Annotated in this window: 19 protein-coding genes; 11 read left to right on the top strand and 8 right to left on the bottom strand. The window is 63.0% G+C overall.

Features of this window, described 5'->3' with window-relative positions; translation table 11 throughout:
• The first annotated feature begins 9 nt into the window (after nt 1–9).
• From JFU57_RS06340 to JFU57_RS06325, 4 genes are all read left to right on the top strand, one after another.
• Nucleotides 10–1,146 carry a uroporphyrinogen-III C-methyltransferase gene (locus JFU57_RS06340; RefSeq protein WP_078470499.1) on the top strand — a complete coding sequence of 379 codons (1,137 nt, stop codon included), beginning with the start codon at nt 10–12 and terminating at the stop codon, nt 1,144–1,146.
• The gene (locus JFU57_RS06335) at nt 1,143–2,381 is read left to right on the top strand and encodes a heme biosynthesis protein HemY (RefSeq protein WP_078470500.1); all 1,239 of its coding nucleotides are present in this window, start codon (nt 1,143–1,145) and stop codon (nt 2,379–2,381) included. The genes JFU57_RS06340 and JFU57_RS06335 overlap by 4 nt, the downstream gene beginning before the upstream one ends.
• Before the next feature lie 159 nt (nt 2,382–2,540).
• Nucleotides 2,541–3,053, top strand: a complete 513-nt coding sequence (locus JFU57_RS06330) for a disulfide bond formation protein B (protein WP_078470501.1) — start codon at nt 2,541–2,543, stop codon at nt 3,051–3,053.
• 208 nt (nt 3,054–3,261) lie between these two features.
• Nucleotides 3,262–3,720: an Rsd/AlgQ family anti-sigma factor gene (locus JFU57_RS06325; RefSeq protein ID WP_078470502.1), complete on the top strand. Its 459-nt coding sequence runs from the start codon at nt 3,262–3,264 to the stop codon at nt 3,718–3,720.
• Between the two features lie 60 nt (nt 3,721–3,780).
• Here the strand turns inward: JFU57_RS06325 and JFU57_RS06320 are convergent, their stop codons facing one another.
• Nucleotides 3,781–4,446, bottom strand: coding sequence for an FKBP-type peptidyl-prolyl cis-trans isomerase (locus tag JFU57_RS06320; protein WP_201128530.1), 666 nt, complete (start codon nt 4,444–4,446; stop codon nt 3,781–3,783).
• 193 nt (nt 4,447–4,639) lie between these two features.
• Here JFU57_RS06320 and JFU57_RS06315 point away from each other — a divergent pair, with 193 nt between their 5' ends.
• On the top strand, nt 4,640–5,812 hold the full coding sequence (locus JFU57_RS06315; RefSeq protein ID WP_201128529.1) for an AlgP family protein: 1,173 nt from the start codon (nt 4,640–4,642) through the stop codon (nt 5,810–5,812).
• Here JFU57_RS06315 and JFU57_RS06310 read toward each other — a convergent pair.
• Nucleotides 5,809–6,273, bottom strand: coding sequence for a TIGR02444 family protein (locus JFU57_RS06310; RefSeq protein ID WP_078470505.1), 465 nt, complete (start codon nt 6,271–6,273; stop codon nt 5,809–5,811). The two genes, JFU57_RS06315 and JFU57_RS06310, sit on opposite strands and share 4 nt — an antisense overlap.
• Before the next feature lie 50 nt (nt 6,274–6,323).
• Here JFU57_RS06310 and JFU57_RS06305 point away from each other — a divergent pair, with 50 nt between their 5' ends.
• The 3 genes from JFU57_RS06305 to JFU57_RS06295 all read left to right on the top strand — a co-directional run bounded on the left by JFU57_RS06305 (nt 6,324) and on the right by JFU57_RS06295 (nt 9,644).
• Nucleotides 6,324–8,234 (top strand): ATP-binding cassette domain-containing protein, encoded by a 1,911-nt coding sequence (locus JFU57_RS06305; RefSeq protein ID WP_201128528.1) that lies wholly within the window; start codon nt 6,324–6,326, stop codon nt 8,232–8,234.
• Nucleotides 8,234–8,815 carry a mechanosensitive ion channel family protein gene (locus JFU57_RS06300; protein ID WP_201128523.1) on the top strand — a complete coding sequence of 194 codons (582 nt, stop codon included), beginning with the start codon at nt 8,234–8,236 and terminating at the stop codon, nt 8,813–8,815. Before JFU57_RS06305 ends, JFU57_RS06300 begins: the two co-directional genes overlap by 1 nt.
• 196 nt (nt 8,816–9,011) lie before the next feature.
• Nucleotides 9,012–9,644 (top strand): LysE family transporter, encoded by a 633-nt coding sequence (locus JFU57_RS06295; protein WP_078470508.1) that lies wholly within the window; start codon nt 9,012–9,014, stop codon nt 9,642–9,644.
• A 58-nt stretch (nt 9,645–9,702) separates the two neighbouring features.
• On the opposite strand, the gene JFU57_RS06290 is transcribed toward JFU57_RS06295, so the two are convergent.
• The 4 genes from JFU57_RS06290 to JFU57_RS06275 are packed head-to-tail and all read right to left on the bottom strand — an operon-like array spanning nt 9,703 to nt 12,933.
• Entirely contained in the window at nt 9,703–10,446 is a 744-nt protein-coding gene (locus JFU57_RS06290) for a hypothetical protein (RefSeq protein WP_020295957.1), read from the bottom strand.
• Between the two features lie 3 nt (nt 10,447–10,449).
• On the bottom strand, nt 10,450–11,037 hold the full coding sequence (lpoB, locus tag JFU57_RS06285; protein WP_078470509.1) for a penicillin-binding protein activator LpoB: 588 nt from the start codon (nt 11,035–11,037) through the stop codon (nt 10,450–10,452).
• Between the two features lie 33 nt (nt 11,038–11,070).
• Complete coding sequence (locus JFU57_RS06280) at nt 11,071–11,442, bottom strand: YcfL family protein (RefSeq protein WP_078470510.1); 372 nt, start codon at nt 11,440–11,442, stop codon at nt 11,071–11,073.
• A 12-nt stretch (nt 11,443–11,454) separates the two neighbouring features.
• On the bottom strand, nt 11,455–12,933 hold the full coding sequence (locus JFU57_RS06275; protein WP_201128521.1) for a COG3014 family protein: 1,479 nt from the start codon (nt 12,931–12,933) through the stop codon (nt 11,455–11,457).
• Between the two features lie 467 nt (nt 12,934–13,400).
• On the opposite strand from JFU57_RS06275, the gene JFU57_RS06270 reads away from it, so the two are divergent.
• Both JFU57_RS06270 and JFU57_RS06265 read left to right on the top strand, forming a co-directional pair.
• On the top strand, nt 13,401–15,299 hold the full coding sequence (locus tag JFU57_RS06270; RefSeq protein WP_201128519.1) for a cytochrome c/FTR1 family iron permease: 1,899 nt from the start codon (nt 13,401–13,403) through the stop codon (nt 15,297–15,299).
• Nucleotides 15,300–15,391: 92 nt separating this feature from the next.
• Complete coding sequence (locus tag JFU57_RS06265) at nt 15,392–15,847, top strand: YaiI/YqxD family protein (protein WP_020295951.1); 456 nt, start codon at nt 15,392–15,394, stop codon at nt 15,845–15,847.
• 46 nt (nt 15,848–15,893) lie between these two features.
• Here JFU57_RS06265 and elbB read toward each other — a convergent pair whose 3' ends face one another.
• Nucleotides 15,894–16,559 carry an isoprenoid biosynthesis glyoxalase ElbB gene (gene elbB, locus JFU57_RS06260; RefSeq protein ID WP_078470513.1) on the bottom strand — a complete coding sequence of 222 codons (666 nt, stop codon included), beginning with the start codon at nt 16,557–16,559 and terminating at the stop codon, nt 15,894–15,896.
• Between the two features lie 113 nt (nt 16,560–16,672).
• On the opposite strand from elbB, the gene JFU57_RS06255 reads away from it, so the two are divergent.
• A complete protein-coding gene (locus tag JFU57_RS06255) occupies nt 16,673–17,908 on the top strand; it encodes a sterol desaturase family protein (RefSeq protein WP_201128517.1) in 1,236 nt (411 codons plus the stop codon).
• Here JFU57_RS06255 and JFU57_RS06250 read toward each other — a convergent pair.
• Nucleotides 17,889–18,503 (bottom strand): DedA family protein, encoded by a 615-nt coding sequence (locus tag JFU57_RS06250; protein ID WP_020295948.1) that lies wholly within the window; start codon nt 18,501–18,503, stop codon nt 17,889–17,891. The two genes, JFU57_RS06255 and JFU57_RS06250, sit on opposite strands and share 20 nt — an antisense overlap.
• Nucleotides 18,504–18,655 lie beyond the last annotated feature (152 nt).

The raw sequence follows: 18,655 nt of genomic DNA, 5'->3' as shown, positions 1-18,655 counted from the left end.
GATGGATACGTGAGCGAAACGACCTTGCCTGAAGATCAAGTCCAGCCGGCGCTCAACGCCCCGACTGAACCCGCAACCCCAGTCGCCCAGCGTCGCGGTAACGGGTTGGCGATTCTGGCCCTGTTGCTGGGCGCGGCGGGTGTCGCCGCCGGTGGTTGGGGCGTGTGGCAGGTGCGCAACCTGCAAGCCCTCAACCAGCAGCAATTGGCACAACTGCAAACCCTGGGTGACCAGGCGCAGGGCCTGAAGCTCAGCGAGCAGCGCATGGGCACGCGCCTGGATCAAATGCCGCCGGCCAATGAGCTGGAAGCCAGCCGCAACCTGGTGGCGCAATTGCAGCGCGATCAACAGCACCTCAGCCAACGCCTGGAGACCGTGCTCAGTGCCAGCCGTAAAGACTGGCGCCTGGCCGAGGCCGAGCATCTGCTGCGCCTGGCCAGCTTGCGCCTTTCGGCATTGCAGGACGTCAACAGCGCGCGGGCCCTGGTCCAGGGCGCCGATCAGATCCTCGGCGAGCAGGACGACTCGGGCGCCTTCGCCGCCCGCGACGCATTGGCCAAGAGCCTGGTCGACTTGCGCAGCGTCAAGCAACCGGACCGTACCGGGTTGTTCCTGCAATTGGGCGCCTTGCGCGGCCAGGTCCTGCAGCTCACTGCTCTGGCGCCGGAGTTTCACCCAAGTACCGAATCGTCGAACCTGCCGGCTGATGGCGATGGCGCCAGCCGCTGGGCACGCTGGTGGGATCAGATCTCGCGCTACATTCGCATCGACTTCGACGCCGACAAGAACATCCAGCCGCTGCTGGCCGGGCAAAGCCTGACCCAGGTGCGCCTGGCACTCAGCCTGGCATTGGAGCAGGCGCAGTGGGCGGCGCTCAATGGCGAGGCAGAGGTTTATGCCCAGGCCCTGGCCGAGGCCCGCGACGTGCTCACCAGCAATTTCAGCCTGGACAATCCGCAAAGCAAACTGATGCTGGAGCAGATAATCGAGGTCGGCAAACAACCGGTGAAGGTGGTGACGCCCGACCTGACCGAGACCCTGAACACCGTCCAGGCGTATCTGGAACGACGTAACCTGCGGGTCGATGAGTCGCTGAAGCCAGCGGCCAAACCTGCCGCCAACCCGGCGCAGGAGACCAGCCCATGAAGCGCGTGTATGTGATTGTACTGCTGGTGGTCGCGGCCATCGGCTTGCTGGGGTTGGCGATTGCCGAGCATCCGGGTTACGTACTGATCGCCTACAGCAGCTTCCGTTATCAATCGAGCTTTTGGGCTGCCCTGGCAGTGGTGGCGCTGATCTGGCTGGCCGTGTGGGGCATCAAAGTGCTGATCGAGCTGGTGACCGCCTCCAGTGGTGTGGTCAACCCCTGGTCGCGCCGCAATCGCAGCCGTCGAGTGCAGATCGCCATCGAGCAGGGCCAGATGGATCTGGCCGAAGGACGCTGGGCCAGTGCCCAGCGGCACCTGCACCGGGCGGCCGAAGCCGAGCGCCAACCGCTGCTGTACTACCTTGGCGCGGCGCGGGCGGCCAATGAACTGGGTCACTATGAGGAGTGCGACAGCCTGCTGGAGCGTGCCCTGGAGCGTCAGCCCCAGGCCGAGCTGGCAGTGGCCCTGAGTCACGCGCAGTTGCAGACCGACCGTGGCGACACCGACGGTGCGCTGACCACCCTGCAGGCCATGCACGAGCGGCATCCCCACAGCGTGCAAGTGCTGCGTCAATTGCAGCGTTTGCATCAGCAGCGCGGGGACTGGTCGGCGCTTATCCGCCTGCTGCCCGAGTTGCGCAAGGACAAGGTCCTGCCGCCCGCCGAACTGGTCGAACTGGAGCGTCGGGCCTGGGGTGAGAACCTGACCCTGGCCGGGCGCCGTGAAGAAGACGGCGCGGTGGGCCTGCAGTCCCTGGACCGAGCCTGGCAGCAACTCACCTCCGCTCAGCGCCAGGAGCCGCAACTGGTGCTGGCCTATGCCGACCAACTGCGCCAGCTGGGCGCCGAGGTTCAGGCCGAGGAAGTCTTGCGCGGCGCGCTCAAACGCAAGTACGACAGCCATCTGGCACGCCTCTATGGTCTGTTGCGCGGGGCTGACCCTGCGCGTCAGCTGCAAGCGGCCGAGCACTGGCTCAAGGATCATCCGGATGACCCGAGCCTGCTGCTGACCCTGGGGCGTTTGTGCCTGCAGAACAGCCTGTGGGGCAAGGCGCGGGATTATCTGGAAAGCAGCCTGCGAGTGCAGCGCAATCCTGAAGCCTGTGCCGAGTTGGCGCGGTTGCTGGCCCAACTGGGTGATACCGAGCGCAGTAATCAGCTGTTCCAGGAAGGTCTGGGCATGCTCGACGAGCGCTTGCTGGCCGCACCCTTGCCCGTTCCTGCTCGGGTTTGATGGCCTGCCGGCCGACTCTGCGAGGAGCCGGCCGGATGCTTTCAATCAACGGTTCAATCACTTTGGGCCGATTCGCTTGGAGCTGACGCATGGCGCTTCTTGAAAGGTGCGTGCGCTTTCTCTACCGTGACTGCCTGTTTCTTGCGTAACGGATACGTCATGTCGCTGGCCGGCTCACGCTCGCTTTTTTTCCTGGTATTTGCGGTAGGCGCCTTGGCCTCCTGGGCCGGGTGGCACCTGCAATACGGGGTGGGCCTCGAGCCGTGTTCGCTGTGGAGCGTGCAACGCTTTTTCATCCTGCTGTTCACCGTCGTCAGTCTGGTTGCCGCCGTGCACGGTCCCGGGCGCCAGGGCAGTCGTGGTTACTGGTTGTTGAATCTGCTGAGCAGCCTGGGCGGGGTGCTGACCGCCGGGCGGCATGTCTTGCTGCAGAATGTCGCCTCGGATCAGTTGCTGGCGTGCTTGCCGGACATTCCTTTCATGCTCAGGAACATGAGCGCGGTGCGCACGCTGCAATTGGTCTTCCAGGGCACCTCGGACTGCGCTGATGTGACCTGGACCCTGGTCGACATGAGCGCGCCGGAGTGGAGCCTGCTGGTGTTCGCGGCAATGCTGGTTTTGAGCGTCTACCGCTTGCTGCGCCTGGCTCGACGGCGGCCGGTCTTGCCCTAAGTCAGGTTTTGGGTAACTGCGGCGGATTAAACACTTGTATGAACTTTATCTCCTGCGTACCTTGAAGCAGTTGTCGCGCGGGCATAATCTGGCCCGCACGTGTCAAAGCTATCTGTTGTTCGATGCCGTTCCGCCTGCTGGGGCTTGAGCTTTCAAGTCATGGGTCAGGAGCAGGGGCGGCATGACCCATAAGGGAAGAGAGATCACCATGCTCGAAAGTTGTCAGAATGCTCAGGAACGCTGGGGTGGAGTGCATCTGCTGATCGATCGCTGGTTGCAGGCACGTCACGAACTGGTTCGGGCCTATGATGCTCTCGGCGCAGAGCCCGAAGCGCTGGCTGAGAATCGCACGCTGCTGCAGGAGTTTTGCGGAATCCTGGTTGATTACGTCTCGGCCGGACACTTCGAAATCTACGAGCAACTGACCAGCGAAGCCAAGGCCTTTGGTGACAAGCGCGGGCTGGAGTTGGCCGAGACCATTTACCCACGGATTGACGTGATCACTGAAAAGCTCCTGACGTTCAATGATCTGTGTGACCAGGGCAAGTGTGTTGCCGAGAAATTCAAGGAGCTCGGCGGCCTGTTGCATGAGCGCTTCGAATTGGAAGACTGCCTGATTGAAGTGCTGCACAACGCGCACAAGGAAGAGGTTGTCGCCCAGGCTTGATTCCCGGCAAGGGTTTTAAAGAAACGGTGCGCATGGCGCGCCGTTTTTCGTTTCTGTGCCTCAGCCGCTGACGCCGAGCAATTCGATCTCGAACACCAGCGGTGTGTAAGGCTCGATCAGATCCCCGGCACCTTCGGCGCCGTAGGCCTGGGCCGAGGGGATGACCAAGCGCCATTTGGCGCCCGTCGGCATCTGCTGCAAGGCGCTGCGCCAGCCGGCAATCACGCTGTCGAGACGAAACCATTGAGGCTGGTTGCTCTGGTCGAACACCGTCCCATCGGGCAAGCGCCCGACATACTTGACCTGCACTGACCCATTGGGCCCGGCCTTGGCGCCGCTGCCGGGGACGAGTTCGGTGAGCAGGATGCCATCTGCCAATGGGCGAACGCCTGGCTTGGCTTTTTCTTCGCTGAGAAAACGCTGTTCTTTCTCCAGGGCGATTTCGCTCTGGGGCTTGGCCGATTGCGCGCTGACCTGGGCATCGTGCTGCGCGAGCACCTGCTCGATACGCTCATCGGTAAGGGCCAGCGGCTTGCCTTGGTAGGCTTGTTTCAAGCCGTCCACCAGGGCTTGCAGTTCAAGGTCGGGCACCTCCTGACGCAGCCGTTCGCCCAGGCTGGCGCCGAGGCTGTAGGCGAGATCGCGGGTGTCGTTTTGCGGTGCTTTTTCGCCAGCCTGGGCCAGGGGCAAGAGCAGACTCAACGATAAAAAAAGGTAACGCGACATGGGCGTTCTCCGGCCTGAGAGGGTGTGGATTATGCCAGTGTGAGGGAGGCGGCTGCAGGGCAACTTTGCAGAGGCGGAACAACATTTTCAATCGGCTGCAACGCCGGGCTTTCGATACTGTCAACATGACCTAGCGGCGGTAGCAGCAGAGGTCTAGTATGAGCCGCAACTCACGTCAGCCAGGAGGTAACCCATGTCGGCGAATAAGAAGCCTGTAAACACTCCGTTGCATTTGCTCCAACAGCTTTCGGGCAGCTTGCTCGAACATTTGGAAAACGCTTGTTCGCAAGCCTTGGCTGATGCTGAAAAACTGCTCGCCAAGCTGGAAAAGCAACGGGGCAAGGCGCAAGAAAAACTGCACAAATCGCGCACCAAATTGCAGGACGCCGCGGCGGCCGGCAAGGCCAAGGCACAAGCCAAAGCCAAGGATGCAGTGAAAGAACTTGAAGACCTGCTGGATGCGCTGAAGGCGCGTCAATCCGAAACCCGCACCTACATTCTGCAACTTAAACGCGATGCCCAGGAAAGCCTGAAACTGGCTCAGGGTGTTGGTCGTGTGAAAGAGGCCGTGGCCAAGGCGCTGACCTCGCGTGCAGCCAAACCTGCTGCTCCTGCGCAGAAACCTGCTGCCAAAGCTGCAGCCAAGGCAGCCGCCAAGCCTGCAGCAAAACCCGCGGCCAAAGCTGCGAGCAAGCCAGCAGCCAAGCCCGCCGCAAAAAAACCAGTCGCCGCCAGCGCCGCGAAACCGGCTGTTAAAACCGCAGCTGCCAAACCGGCTGCCAAGCCTGCTGCCGCTAAACCGGTTGCCGCAAAACCTGCCGCCAAGCCGGCTGCCAAAACCGCTGCTGCAAAACCTGCCGCTAAACCCGCTGCCAAGCCTGCAGCTAAACCAGCCGCCAAGACTGCCGCAGCCAAACCCGCAGCGACCAAGCCTGCAGCCAAACCAGTAGCAGCCAAGACCGCGGCCAAGCCAGCGGCTAAACCTGCTGCGGCAAAGGCACCGGCTAAACCAGCGGCCAAACCCGCTGCAGCAAAGGCACCGGCTAAACCGGCAGCCAAACCTGCTGCTTCCGCTGCTGCAAAACCCGCTGCAAAACCTGTTGCTGCCAAACCGGCCGCAGCCAAACCAGCGGCCAAACCAGCGGCCAAGCCTGCTGCAAAACCTGCCGCGAAAAAACCGGTTGCTGCCAAGCCCGCAGCCAAGCCAGCCGCTGCAAAGCCGGCCACCGCTCCAGCGGCCGCCAAGCCTGCGACTCCGGCAACTCCAGCAGCCAAACCGGCGGCACCTGCTCCAGTAGCTGCGCCAACATCGGCAACTCCTGCCAGCGCCCCTACCGGCAGCACCACGCCAACCAGCGCCTCTTAAGCGCCGGTCACCGCGACGCGCAGCGCCTGCAGCGCATCGCGGTCAAGGTTGGCGGCTTCGGCCGCCAGACCTTGCACCCAGGGCCATAAATCTTCGGCCTCAGCCTGCGGCCAATCCCTCGCCAGTGCTTCCAGGCGCAGTAGCAACTGCCGTTCTGCTTGCAGCTCCAGGGCCTTCACTTGCTCACGCAACGCTTTCAACTCGTGGTCGTCATTGGCCGCCTGGCGCCACCCTGTGCGCAACTGGCGCAGCGGCTGCACCACCTCTTCATGCCAGGGCGCAGCCAGCGCGTGCAGCTGTGACAGGCGCGAGCTGTTGCAGGCAACCCCACGCCCACCCAGCCAGGCAGCACACAGCAGCAGGCACACGTTGGCCCCTGCCGCCTGCAATTGCAGGCAGGCCGGTTCCACGCCCGGGCGGGCGTAGGTCTTGAGGGTGTAGCTCCACAGGTCAGGGGACATATTGCTACTCGCGCCAGTTGCGAGCGAAGCTGGTAGACTCCGCCGCCATTATGATTCGACTTCAGAACCTGACTTTACAGCGTGGTCCGCAACGTCTGCTAGAAGACGCCGAGCTGACCCTGCACGCCGGCCACAAAGCCGGCCTGATCGGTGCCAACGGCGCCGGCAAATCCAGCCTGTTCGCCCTGCTGCGCGGGGAGCTGCACCCGGATTCCGGTGACTGCTTCCTGCCTGCCGACTGGCGCATCGCCCATATGCGGCAGGAGGTCGACACGCTGGAGCGCCTGGCGGTCGACTACGTGCTCGATGGCGACCTGCGCCTGCGCCAGGTACAGCGTGAGCTGGCCGACGCCGAGGCGGCCCATGACGGTGCCGCCCAGGCCCGCCTGCACTCCGAACTGGACAGCGCCGACGGCTACACCGCCGATGCCCGGGCGCGCAAGCTGCTGGCCGGCCTGGGGTTCACCAACGAGCAGATGGACCGCCCGGTCGGCGACTTCTCCGGGGGCTGGCGGATGCGCCTGAACCTGGCGCAGGCGCTGATGTGCCCGTCGGACCTGTTGTTGCTCGATGAGCCGACCAACCACTTGGACCTCGACGCCATTATCTGGCTCGAAGAGTGGCTCAAGAGCTACCCGGGAACCTTGCTGCTGATTTCCCACGACCGCGACTTCCTGGATGCCGTGGTCGATCACGTGGCCCACGTCGATCAGCGCAAGATCACCCTGTACCGTGGTGGTTACACCGCGTTCGAACGCGCCCGTGCCGAGCGTCTGGCCCAGCAACAGCAGGCCTACGAGAAGCAGCAGGCGCAGCGCGCGCACATGGAAAGCTACATCGCCCGGTTCAAGGCCCAGGCCACCAAGGCGCGCCAGGCCCAGAGCCGGATCAAGGCCCTGGAGCGGATGGAAGAGTTGTCTGCCGCCCACGTCGATTCGCCGTTCGACTTCGTGTTCCGCGAGTCGACGAAGATCTCCAGCCCCTTGATCGACCTGTCTGATGCTCGCCTGGGTTATGGCGACAAGACCGTGCTGGAGAAGGTCAAGCTGCAACTGACCCCGGGTGCGCGTATCGGCCTGCTGGGCCCCAACGGTGCCGGCAAGTCGACCCTGATCAAAAACCTCGCCGGTGAACTCGAGCCGCTGGCCGGGCGCCTGACCCGGGGTGAAAACACCGTGGTTGGCTATTTCGCCCAGCACCAACTGGACTCCCTCGACGCCAAGGCCAGCCCGCTGCTGCACCTGCAGCGCCTGGCGCCCACCGAGCGCGAGCAGACCCTGCGCGACTTCCTTGGCGGTTTCGATTTCCGTGGCGCGCGGATCGACGAGCCTGTGCTGAATTTCTCCGGCGGCGAAAAAGCCCGCCTGGCCCTGGCCCTGATCGCCTGGGAGCGGCCGAACCTGCTGCTGCTCGACGAACCGACCAACCACCTGGACCTGGAAATGCGCCTGGCACTAACCATGGCGTTGCAGGAGTTCAGCGGTGCGGTACTGGTGGTCTCCCACGATCGCCACCTGCTCAAGAGCACCACCGACAACTTCTACCTGGTGGCCGACGGCAAGGTCGAAGAGTTCGATGGCGACCTCGACGACTACACCCGCTGGCTGGTGGATTACCGACAGCGCAACGCCCCGGTCAGCACGACGCCGGTCAACCCGGACAAGACCGACAAGAAGGCCCAGCGCCAGGCCGCGGCTGCGTTGCGCCAGCAACTGGCGCCGCACAAGCGCGAGGCCGACAAGCTCGAAGCCGAGTTGGGCAAGCTGCACGAGAAACTGGCGAAGATCGATGCCAGTCTCGGCGACAGCGATATCTACGAACCTGCGCGCAAGAACGACCTGCGGGACTTGCTGGCCGAACAGGCCAAGCTCAAGGTGCGTGAAGCCGAGCTTGAAGAAGCTTGGATGGAAGCCCTGGAGCTGCTGGAAAGCATGCAGGCGGAGCTGGAGGCGCTGTCCTGATGGAGGCCCTTCAATTGCCGCTGCCGGCGCAGTGGGTCGGCCCCTTGTGGATTGCCCTGCAAATTGTCCTGATCCTGCTGGCCGGGTACCTGGCGCAGCGCTTCGTGGCGCGTTGCCTGACCCGTCTGGGAGAGCGCTATCCGTTTCCGCCGCAGTTGCTGATGCCGCTGCGCGGAGGCCTGCGCTGGCTGATCATGGGCAGCGCGCTGATCTTTGTCCTGGAGCGCCTGGGGGTTTCGGCGACGGTGCTGTGGACAGCCCTGTCGGGGTTTGTCGCGGTGGCGGCGGTGGCGTTCTTTGCCATGTGGAGCGTGCTCTCCAACCTGCTCTGCGCGATTCTGATTTTCACCGTCGGGCCGTTTCGCCTGGGGGATATCGTCGAGTTGGTCGATACCGTCGACAAGCCCGGGGTCAAGGGCCGGGTAGTGGCGATCAACCTGCTGTACACCACCCTGGTCGAGGCGGAAGAAGCCGGTACCGGCAGCGCCATGGTGCAGGTGCCCAACAGCCTGTTCTTCCAGCGCTCGGTGCGCCGTTGGCGCGGGAATGATGTGCTGCCTATCGGGACGGGTGGGAAGTAGGGGTTCTACCATCTGCCGAGGGTTCTTCGGTGGCGGCTGGGGCAGCGTCCAAACGCGGCCCCAGCCTGCGGCAGCGGCTACCGGACGCACACCTCATCTTCTCCTGACACCTTGCGCGCCCTAGAAAAAAACATGGTCAGCCGCGAGTCGGAGGATTAGCTTAGGCAGCCACGATTGATTCGATCCGAGGTGCGCGATGGTTCTTGAGACATGGCTGGCGTTTTTTGCCGCCTGCTGGGTGATCAGTCTTTCCCCGGGTGCCGGCGCCATTGCGTCAATGTCCTGCGGTCTGCAATACGGTTTCTGGCGTGGCTACTGGAATGCCCTGGGCCTGCAACTGGGCCTGGCGTTGCAGATTGCGATCGTCGCCGCGGGCGTGGGGGCGATCCTCGCGGCGTCCGCCACCGCCTTCTACGCCATCAAGTGGTTTGGCGTGGCGTACCTGGTGTACCTCGCGGTCAAGCAATGGCGCGCACTGCCCAGCGACATGAGCGATGACGCGGCGATCCGCCCCATCGGCAAGCCCCTGGCCCTGGTTTTTCGCGGCTTCCTGGTCAATGTCAGCAACCCCAAGGCCCTGGTGTTCATGCTGGCGGTGCTGCCGCAGTTCATCGATCCCCATGCGCCGCTGATCAAGCAATACCTGATCCTGGGCGGCACCATGATTGTGGTCGACCTGATCGTCATGGCCGGCTACACCGGCCTGGCCTCCAAAGTGCTGCGCCTGTTGCGCACGCCGACCCAGCAGCGGCGGATGAACCGCACCTTTGCCGGGCTGTTCATCGGGGCCGCAGGGCTATTGGCAACCATTCGCAAAGCCGCGATCTAAACCTGGCGGGCATAAAAAAAGGCGACCTCGAAGGTCGCCTTTTTCATTGCCCGAGGGTTTAGCGCAGGATTACCGGCTGGGTATCAGGCGGCAGGTTGTTGCGCGTCGGCGCTTGTCCTGGCTGCTGATAACCGCCGCGGCCCAGTTGCTCGGCCATCTGCCGGGCAACGTCTTCGCCCAGGGACTTGGACACTTCGCGCACCACCCGTGGGCGGTTCAGCGAGATCCGCACATCACGGTTGTTCACCAGCTTGGTGTCCTGACCTTCACCCATGGCGGTAAAGGCCGAGGTGATTTCGAAGGTCTTGGTGTTGATCAGGCTGAAGTCGGCCACCAGGGTCAGTGCCAGCACCGCCGAGTAGCTGTCGGTGTTGGCCAGCTCGTTGATATCGCGGTTGAAGTCGATATCCGACAGGGTGCCGAACAGCACGTAGTCGGCGCCCTTGAAGTTGCCGGCCTTGATGCGCTTGATCACGTCGTACACGTTGGCGGTGGACGCGCTGGTGTGGGGCGTGCCCTGCATCAGCTGGAACATCCCGGACTTGAGGATCTCGCCCTTGATGTCACCGGTGAACTTGCGCAGCTCACCTTCCTCGATGTAGCTGGTGCTCGACTCCATCTCGTTGTAGCTCGACGAACCGCTGGCGCTGGCATAGCCCTCGCGGTAGCTGTTCTGCGACGACACGATGTGGATGTATTCCTGCACACGTTCCTGGTACGCCAGGTCCATGACTGCAACTTTAGGGGCCGCCTGCGCGCCAAACGCGCAAGCCAGGGCCATGATGCCAATCCATGCACGCATTGCTTAGCGCTCCGTGGTTTTGCGGATCTCTTTCTCGTCCATCCACTCGGCCAGACCGCTCTCGACGTCGATCAATTGCAGGCTGAATTTGTAGAAGACGTCCTTGTAGTCGCTGCTGCGCTTGACGATCGAGCTGATCGAACCTTCAAGACGGTATTTGGCGGCGATCATGTTGCCGGTCTTGGCCACGGTGCCTTTCTTGTACAGGCCGCTCTGGTTCTGCAGCTTGAGCTGGTCGACCTGGCTCTGCATCGCGGTGTTGTCGCTGGCGAAGCGGGCGGTGCCGGACTTCATCAGCTGGGTCTTGATCGAGGTGGTGATCTCGCGGGTATCGATGTACTCGCTGGTCTTGTTCTTCACGTCGTAGACCTGGACCACCGGGCGACCCTGCAGGATCCCGGACTGGGCCAGGGAGCGGGTCATGGACTCGGCGATCATCTGCAGGTCGGTGGAACCGAACTCGTTGGTCACCAGTTCCACGGCCTTGCTGTCGCCGTAGCCGATGTTCTTGCCGCCCAGGACGGGGGAGTTATTGGCGCAGCCACTGGCCAGCAGGGCGGCAATGGCGAGGAAAGAAAAGCGTGCAAACATGGGTGTGCTCTCTAAATCTGATGGGGTGGCGATTTATTGGGTTTTGACTTCCATGCGAAAGTCAGTGGCCTGGGGGACCGGAGCAATGGCCGGCAGGAAGGTGGCTTGCGCTGCGTACAGGTTGAACACCTTCCAGCTTTCTTCATCAGCCACCGGGAAACCGTCGTTGCCCAGCCAGACGAAGCGGTAGTACATGGTCATGTTGGTGTGGCTGGTGTTGTTCAGCGCCACCTTGACCGTCAGGAAGCCGTTTTCACGGGCGACCCGCATTGCGCCGATGGCAATGTTGTTGAACTTGTTCATCACCACCACCTTGCTCGCGGCGCTGCCGGGAGCCGGTGGTGGAGGGGTTGCGCAGCCGCCCAGAAGGGCCAGCGCGGCGACAGCGATGATTTTGAAGCGCATGAGAGTCTCCGCTTAAGGTTGTTTGAGGCTGATCACAGCCTGGCTATTGGCGCTGGGCATTACCTGAGCGGCCAGGCCGCTGCTGAATACCTGGTTGCCGACCACGCGCAGGGTTACGACCTGATAGCGCCGGTCGATCTTGACCTGCACCTGGGAGCCGCCATGGGCGCTAGGCAGGGTTATCTGGTGCTCGCCCTGCTTGACCCGCAGGCGCGTCACCAGGGTGTTGTCCGGCAGGGTGCGCCAGGTGCGGGTGTCCGCACCTTCGGTCACGGCCGAAGCAATGCCCACGGCCAGGCCGGCCAGCGGGTTGACGTCGTTCAGTTGTTTTTGCGCCACGCCACGGGTCACGGCACGCACGGTGGTGCGCAGGATGATCCCCGGCATGTCGTCACGCAGGGCGCGGCGGGACATGGCGGTGGTGCTGTTGAGCTGGGTCAGGGACTGTTGCTGGCCATCCACGGCGATCTGGGTGAAGGCTGGGGTCGTGGTGTCCGGCTTGATCACCGGGAACGACAGCGGGGTGATCACCAGGTTGCCGCTGATGGGCAGCGGCAGTGGAATGCGGATCGAGTCGCGGGCCGGCGCCAGGCCGCTTTGCACCACGATCAGGATGTCGCTTTCGTCAGCGGCGAGCTCGGGCTTGGCAACGGGCTTGGCCGCAGCCTTGGCCGACGACTTCTTGGATTTGCCCGATACCTTGACGGTCGGTACGGCGGCTGGCTCGTCCAGGTTCAGCAGCGCCTGTTCCAGCAGCGGGGTGTTGGGGCGCAGTTCGGCGGCCTTGCGGTAGCCCGGTGCCGCCATGTCTTTTTCACCCAGCGCTTCGTAGACGAAGCCGGCCAGGTAATGGCTGAACGCGCTCTGGTAGCTGTTTTTCAGGCTGACCACATCGGGCGCATCAAGGGACTCGATCGGGTAACCCTTGAGGTCCTTGTACTCAGTCTTGACGCCCTGTTTTTCGGCTTCGTCCTCGCGCTTGAGGTATTCCTTGTCGCGCAGCTCGGCGATCACCGCTTCACGTTCGTGGGTTTTCTTGATTTCGGTACGGGCGCCGTCGAAATCGTTCTGAGCCAGCAGGTTCAGGGCCATCTGAGTGGTCAGCATGACTTTTTCGTAGTCGTAGCCTTCGTAGCGCCGCACCTTGTCGTTGATCAGGAAACTGCCGAACTGGGCCAGGTACTTGTCGGTGTCGAGCTTGACCGAGTCTTCCCAGTTGCCCACCACCTGGTCGGCATGGCGCCAGGCCGTCTGGCTGCCGTTGAGGTCGCCCTTGGCCCGCAGCAACTCGCCTTTTTCGAAGTAATAGAGCAGGTCTTTGTCTTCGCTCTGGTTGTTCTTTTCCAGCAGGGCCAGGGCAGCATCGACGTGGCCGGCGCCCAGTTGCTGGTTGGTTTCCTGAAGCTCGTTATCGTAGCTGCGGAAGGCCGAACAGCCAGCCAGCAGGGTGGCCGCACTGAGGGCGAACAAGGTGAGGGCGCGGGAGGCCATGGGTACTTCTTCCCTGAATTGGGCAGCCTGGCGCGCGGGTAGGGCTGGACGGACCCACTGGCAGGACAACTGGCTATCCTGCCAATTCCTCATAAAAAGAGGAGCTTAAATACCCTATCGCGATAACGAGGGCGCGGCATTATAGCGGCGGATGATGGCCTTGTACTGGCTTTTTAATTTCATTTATTCAGTGGGTGCCAGTACGCGGAATCAGGGGGGAGCTGGGGGCGGATGTCTGCCTCGGGCATTTACGCTGGTGTTCGACAGCGGCTGCGGTCAGCGAGCGTGGCTTTTTGGCGTCGAGGGCAAATTTGCGCAAGTCCGGCCGATGGCCCGCAACACCCTGCCGGCAAGGCTTGCGCCCGGTTTTGCGGGGCTGATGGCGCACGCGCGGCGTCATGGCGCTTGAGTGAAGCTCATTGGAAGTGAACAATATGTAACTTCGTATTACCAATTGAGATTGATTGATGATTGCCCCTTCCCGTTTCCTGGCGTGGCTTGTGCTGCCGCTATTGGCCCTGTGCAGCTCCAATCTGCTGGCCGATACCGTTGAAGGCGCGCCCAAGGCCCTGCATTTGCTCGATTACATCGGCGCGGATTACCCGTCCACGGTCGAGGCGGGCAAGGTCATCGACGACGCCGAGTACAGCGAACAGCTGGAATTTCTGGGGGTGCTGCAGGGGTTGATCGCCGATCTGCCGTCCAAACCGGAGAAGGCCGAGCTGGAAACCGGTGTCAGCAGCCTGCGCAGTGCCATCGGCGCCCGTGAAGACGGGGCGGCGGTCGCCCGCCAGGCCCGGCAATTGGGGGCGAAGCTGGTGGTGGCCTATGAGGTCAGCCAGGCGCCGATCATTACCCCGGACCCGACTCGCGGCGCGCCCCTGTATGCCCAGCATTGCTCGGTGTGCCATGGCGACACGGGGGCGGGCGATGGCCCGGCGGGTGTCGGCCTGACGCCGCCACCGGCCAACCTGCGCGATGCCGCGCGCCTGGATCGCCTGAGCCTGTACGCGATCTACAACACCCTGGGGCTGGGAGTCGAAGGCACCGACATGCCGTCGTTCGCCGACCAGTTGGACGACCGGCAGCGCTGGGACCTGGCGACCTACATCGCCAGCTTCAGTGCGGACCCGGCAGCGGCCAAGGGGGCCGAGGTGTTCAACCTTGCTGACCTGGCCCGGCAAACCCCCGGCGAAGTCCTTTCCGCCCAGGGCCCGGCGGCCGCCGCGACCTTCCGTGCCCAGCGCGCGCAACCGCCGCAGGTCAAGCGCGGTCCGGCGCAATTGCTGGACTACACCGCCTCGACCCTCGACAAGAGCCTGGCCGCTTACCGCGCCGGGGATCGCGAGCAGGCGTATGACCTGTCGGTGGCGGCTTACCTCGAGGGCTTCGAGCTGGTGGAAAGCTCCCTCGACAACGTCGATGCCACTGTGCGCAAAGACACCGAGAAATCCCTGATGGCTTACCGTCAGTCGCTGCAGGACGGCTTGCCGGCGGAGCAGGCCGAGCAGCGCCTGGCGGCGGCCAAGGCCAAGCTCAAGGAGTCCGCGGACCTGTTGGGTTCCGATGGCTTGAGCTGGTCTCTGAGCTACATCTCCGGGTTGCTGATCCTGCTGCGCGAGGGCCTGGAAGCGATCCTGGTGCTGGCGGCGATCCTCGCCTTCCTGCGCAACACCGGCCAGCAGTCAGCGGTGCGCAGCGTCAACGTCGGCTGGGGCCTGGCCTTGCTGGCGGGCTTGGCGACCTGGGCCCTGGCGGCCTATGTGATCGATGTCAGCGGCTCGCAGCGTGAACTGCTGGAAGGCGCCACGGCGCTGTTTGCCAGTGTGATGGTGTTGTGGCTGGGGGTGTGGATGCACGACCGGCGGCACGCGGCGGCCTGGCAGGACTACATCAAGAGCAGTCTGGTGGGCGGTGGTGGGCGGTTTGGCTTTGCGATGCTGGCGTTTTTTTCGGTCTACCGCGAGCTGTTCGAAGTCATCCTGTTTTATGAAACCCTCTGGCTGCAGGCCGGCCCGGCCGGGCATAACGCGGTGCTGGCCGGTGGCGCTACCGCGCTGGTACTGCTGGTGGGCCTGGCCTGGGTGATTCTGCGGGGCTCGGCGAAACTGCCCCTGGCGCTGTTCTTCGGTATCAACGCCGCGCTGCTGTGCGCGTTGTCGGTGGTGTTCGCCGGGCACGGGGTCAAGGCATTGCAGGAGGCCGGGATCTTTGGCACCCGTCCGGTGCCGTTCTTCGACTTCGACTGGCTGGGGATCCACGCCGATGCCTACTCGCTGGCGGCCCAGGCCGTGGCGATCGTGGCGATCGTGGTGCTTTACAGCCGCAGCCGCAACGCCGAGAAGCGTCGGGTACAGGCTTCCTAGGCCTCGATAGCGGGTTTATAGCGGGCAAGCTCGCCCCTGCGGCTAAAGTGCAGGGGGCGGGTTTGCCCGCCGTGCATTCAGGAGGAAGGATTATGCGTGTCTGGGTCGATGCCGACGCTTGCCCCAAGGCGGCCAAGGATCAGTTGGTGCGCTTCGCCTTGAAGCGTCAATTCGAGGTGGTGCTGGTGGCCGGGCAAAGCCAGATCAAGCCGGCGTTTACCTGCGTCAAGCTGATCGTGGTGCCCAGCGGGCCGGATGCCGCCGACGATTATCTGGTGGAACACGCCGTACCGGGCGAGCTGGTGATCTGCAGTGATGTGCCACTGGCGGACCGGTTGGTGAAGAAAGGCGTGGCGGCCCTTGATCCTCGCGGCAAGGAGTTCGACGCGCAGAACATGGGAGAGCGCCTGGCAGTACGCAACCTGTTCACCGACCTGCGTGAACAGGGGCAGGTCGGCGGCGGGCAGGGGCCTTACGGTGATCGCGAGAAGCAGGCGTTCGCCAACTCACTGGACCGTATCCTGACGCGGCTGGCGCGTCAGGCCTGAGCGTCGCTCGCCAGATCGCGAACAGGTTCTGAGGCAGCGAGGGCGATCAGTCGTTTTCGTGGGTCAGTTCCAGCACTCGGTCCACCAGCTTGTTGATGCCGGATGCGGCTTCGCTGATGGACTGGGCGAGCATGTAGGCTGGGGTGCTCACCAGTTTGCGGGCTTTGTCCTCGATGATTTCACTGACTTCGCAGTCGGTGTGGGTGGCGCCCATCTTGCCCATGGCGGCGGCGGTGTCGGCATCGTTGCCGATGGTGCAGATCACCCCCGGGCCGTAGATCTTCGCCGCCAGTGCCGGCGAAATGCAGATCAGGCCCACCGGCTTGCCAGCCTCGGCAAAGGCTTCGGCCAGCGCCAGTACATCTTCCTGGACCTTGCAGCCCGCGCCTTCGACGGCAAAGTTGGAGAGGTTCTTGGCCGCGCCAAAACCTCCGGGCACGATCAGCGCATCGAAGTCTTCGGCGTTGGCTTCGCGCAAGTTCTTGACCTCGCCACGGGCAATGCGCGCCGATTCCACCAGCACGTTGCGCGACTCGTCCATGGTTTCACCGGTCAGGTGGTTGATCACGTGCATCTGCGCGATGTCAGGGGCGAAGCACTGGACCTTGGCGCCGCGTTGGTCGAGGCGCAGCAAGGTGATCACGCTTTCATGGATCTCGGCGCCGTCGTATACGCCACAACCGGAAAGGATCACTGCAACTTTTTTGCTCATGGGTTTTTCTCCAGATTCATGGCGCTAAATGTCCACTAAATTGTCATGGGTTGCCATAGGGTTATTTCACCGCGGGCCCTAATCTCGCGTATCGATTCCGGTCAGGTCGCGTCATGAACTTCATCCTCTATGCGGTGCCGTTTTTCTTCGTATTGATTGTTGTCGAACTGTTGGCCGATCGCTGGCGCGGGGTGAACAACTACCGCGTCGCCGATGCCGTCAACAGCATCAGCACCGGTATGCTGTCGACCACCACGGGGCTTCTGACCAAGGGTGTGGGCCTGGTGACCTATGCCTTTGCCCTGAAGCACCTGGCGCTGTTCGAGTTGCCGGCCGACAGCGTCTGGGTCTGGGTATTCGCCTTTGTGCTCTATGACTTCTGCTACTACTGGCTGCATCGCTTCGGCCATGAACGCAACATCCTCTGGGCCGCCCATTCGGTGCACCACCAGAGCGAGGACTACAACCTCTCCACGGCCCTGCGCCAGACCAGCACCGGCTTCCTGCTGAGCTGGATCTTCTACCTGCCGCTGGCCGTGGCCGGCGTGCCACTCCTGGTGTTTGTCAGCGTTGCGGCGCTGAACCTGCTCTACCAGTTTTGGGTGCATACCCGGCATATCCCCAAGCTCGGCTGGTTCGAATGGTTCTTCGTGTCGCCGTCCAATCATCGGGCCCACCATGCACAGAACGCTCTCTACATGGATCGCAACTACGGCGGCGTGTTCATTATTTGGGACCGTCTATTTGGCTCGTTCCAGGAAGAAGACGATAACGAGCCCGTGATATTTGGGGTGACCACGCCCTTGGCCAGCTGGAACCCGATCTGGGCCAACCTGCAGTTTTATGCACAGCTGTGGGAGGACGCGCGGCGTACCGAAAGCTACTGGGACAAGCTGCGGATCTGGTTCATGCGCACCGGCTGGCGCCCGGCGGATGTGCGGGCCAAGTACCCGCTGGCCAAGCCGGACCTGAGCCAGTTCCGCAAGTTCGAGGTGGAGCTGGATGTGCGCCAGCAGGTGTACGTGGTGCTGCAGTTCTCGGTGTATGTGGCGCTGGGCAGCTACCTGATGAACCTGGAGAACAGCTTGCCGACCGGTGCCCTGGTACTGGGCTGGGGCGCCATAGCGTTCGGGTTGTTCGTGCTGGGCGCGGCGCTGGAGAATCGGCCGTGGGCGTTGAAGCTGGAGGCTGTGCGGCTGCTGTCGAACCTGCCGCTGGTGTGGCTGGCGCCGCTGGTCGGGCTGTGGCCGGCCAGCCCGTTGGGCTGGATCGGCCTGCTGAGCTACAGCCTGCTCAGTGTGATCGGTCTGTATTACGTCAGAGGCCGGGTTACTCGACTGGCGTCTTGATTTCGGCCTTCTTGTCCTGCTCGGCCTGGTAGATCTCCTTGGCCAGCCGCGCGTTCTTCAGGCGCCGGCGCAACCACAGGCCCAGGCCCAGGATCAGCAGGGCGCCCAGCACCCACAGCTCGTACTTCTTGATGCTGCCGAGCATGCCCTCGAGCACTGCACCGAAGTGGTAGGCGGCAGCGGCCAGGGCGGTGGCCCAGATGGCCGCGCCGATACCGTTGAGCAGCAGGTAGCGTCCCGGCGGATAGCCGGACAGGCCAATGGCCACGGGCATGACCGTGCGCAGGCCGTAGACGAAGCGGAAAGTCAGTACCCAGATATCCGGATGCTTGCGGATATGCTCCAGCGCCCGGTCACCCATCAATTGCCAGCGGGGTTTGCGCGCAAGCAATTTGCGCCCGTGCTTGCGCCCCAGGAAATACCAAAGCTGGTCGCCGGCGTAGCTGCCGAAGAAGGCCACCACCACCACCAGGTTGATATCCATGTATCCGCGAAACGCGAGGAAGCCCGCGAGCACCAGAATGGTTTCGCCTTCGAAGAACGTGCCGAGAAAAAGGGCGAAGTAGCCGAAGTCATGCAGAAATTGTTGGAGCATTGTCTGGGTGCTGGCGAAATGAACGCGCAGCCTACCCCTTCGAGGACATAGAGGAAAGTATCGAAATGTGTCTCGACGTGAACAAATCCAGCAATGACAATCACTGCGACTACAGGTCACAGGGTTAAGCACAACTGTCATTCGTTCGTCAT

It is taken from the genome of Pseudomonas sp. TH07, assembly GCF_016651285.1.
Classification (GTDB): Bacteria; Pseudomonadota; Gammaproteobacteria; order Pseudomonadales; family Pseudomonadaceae; genus Aquipseudomonas.
The sequence above is the reverse complement of the archived record's forward strand: the minus strand, read 5'-3'. Positions and strand labels throughout refer to the sequence as shown.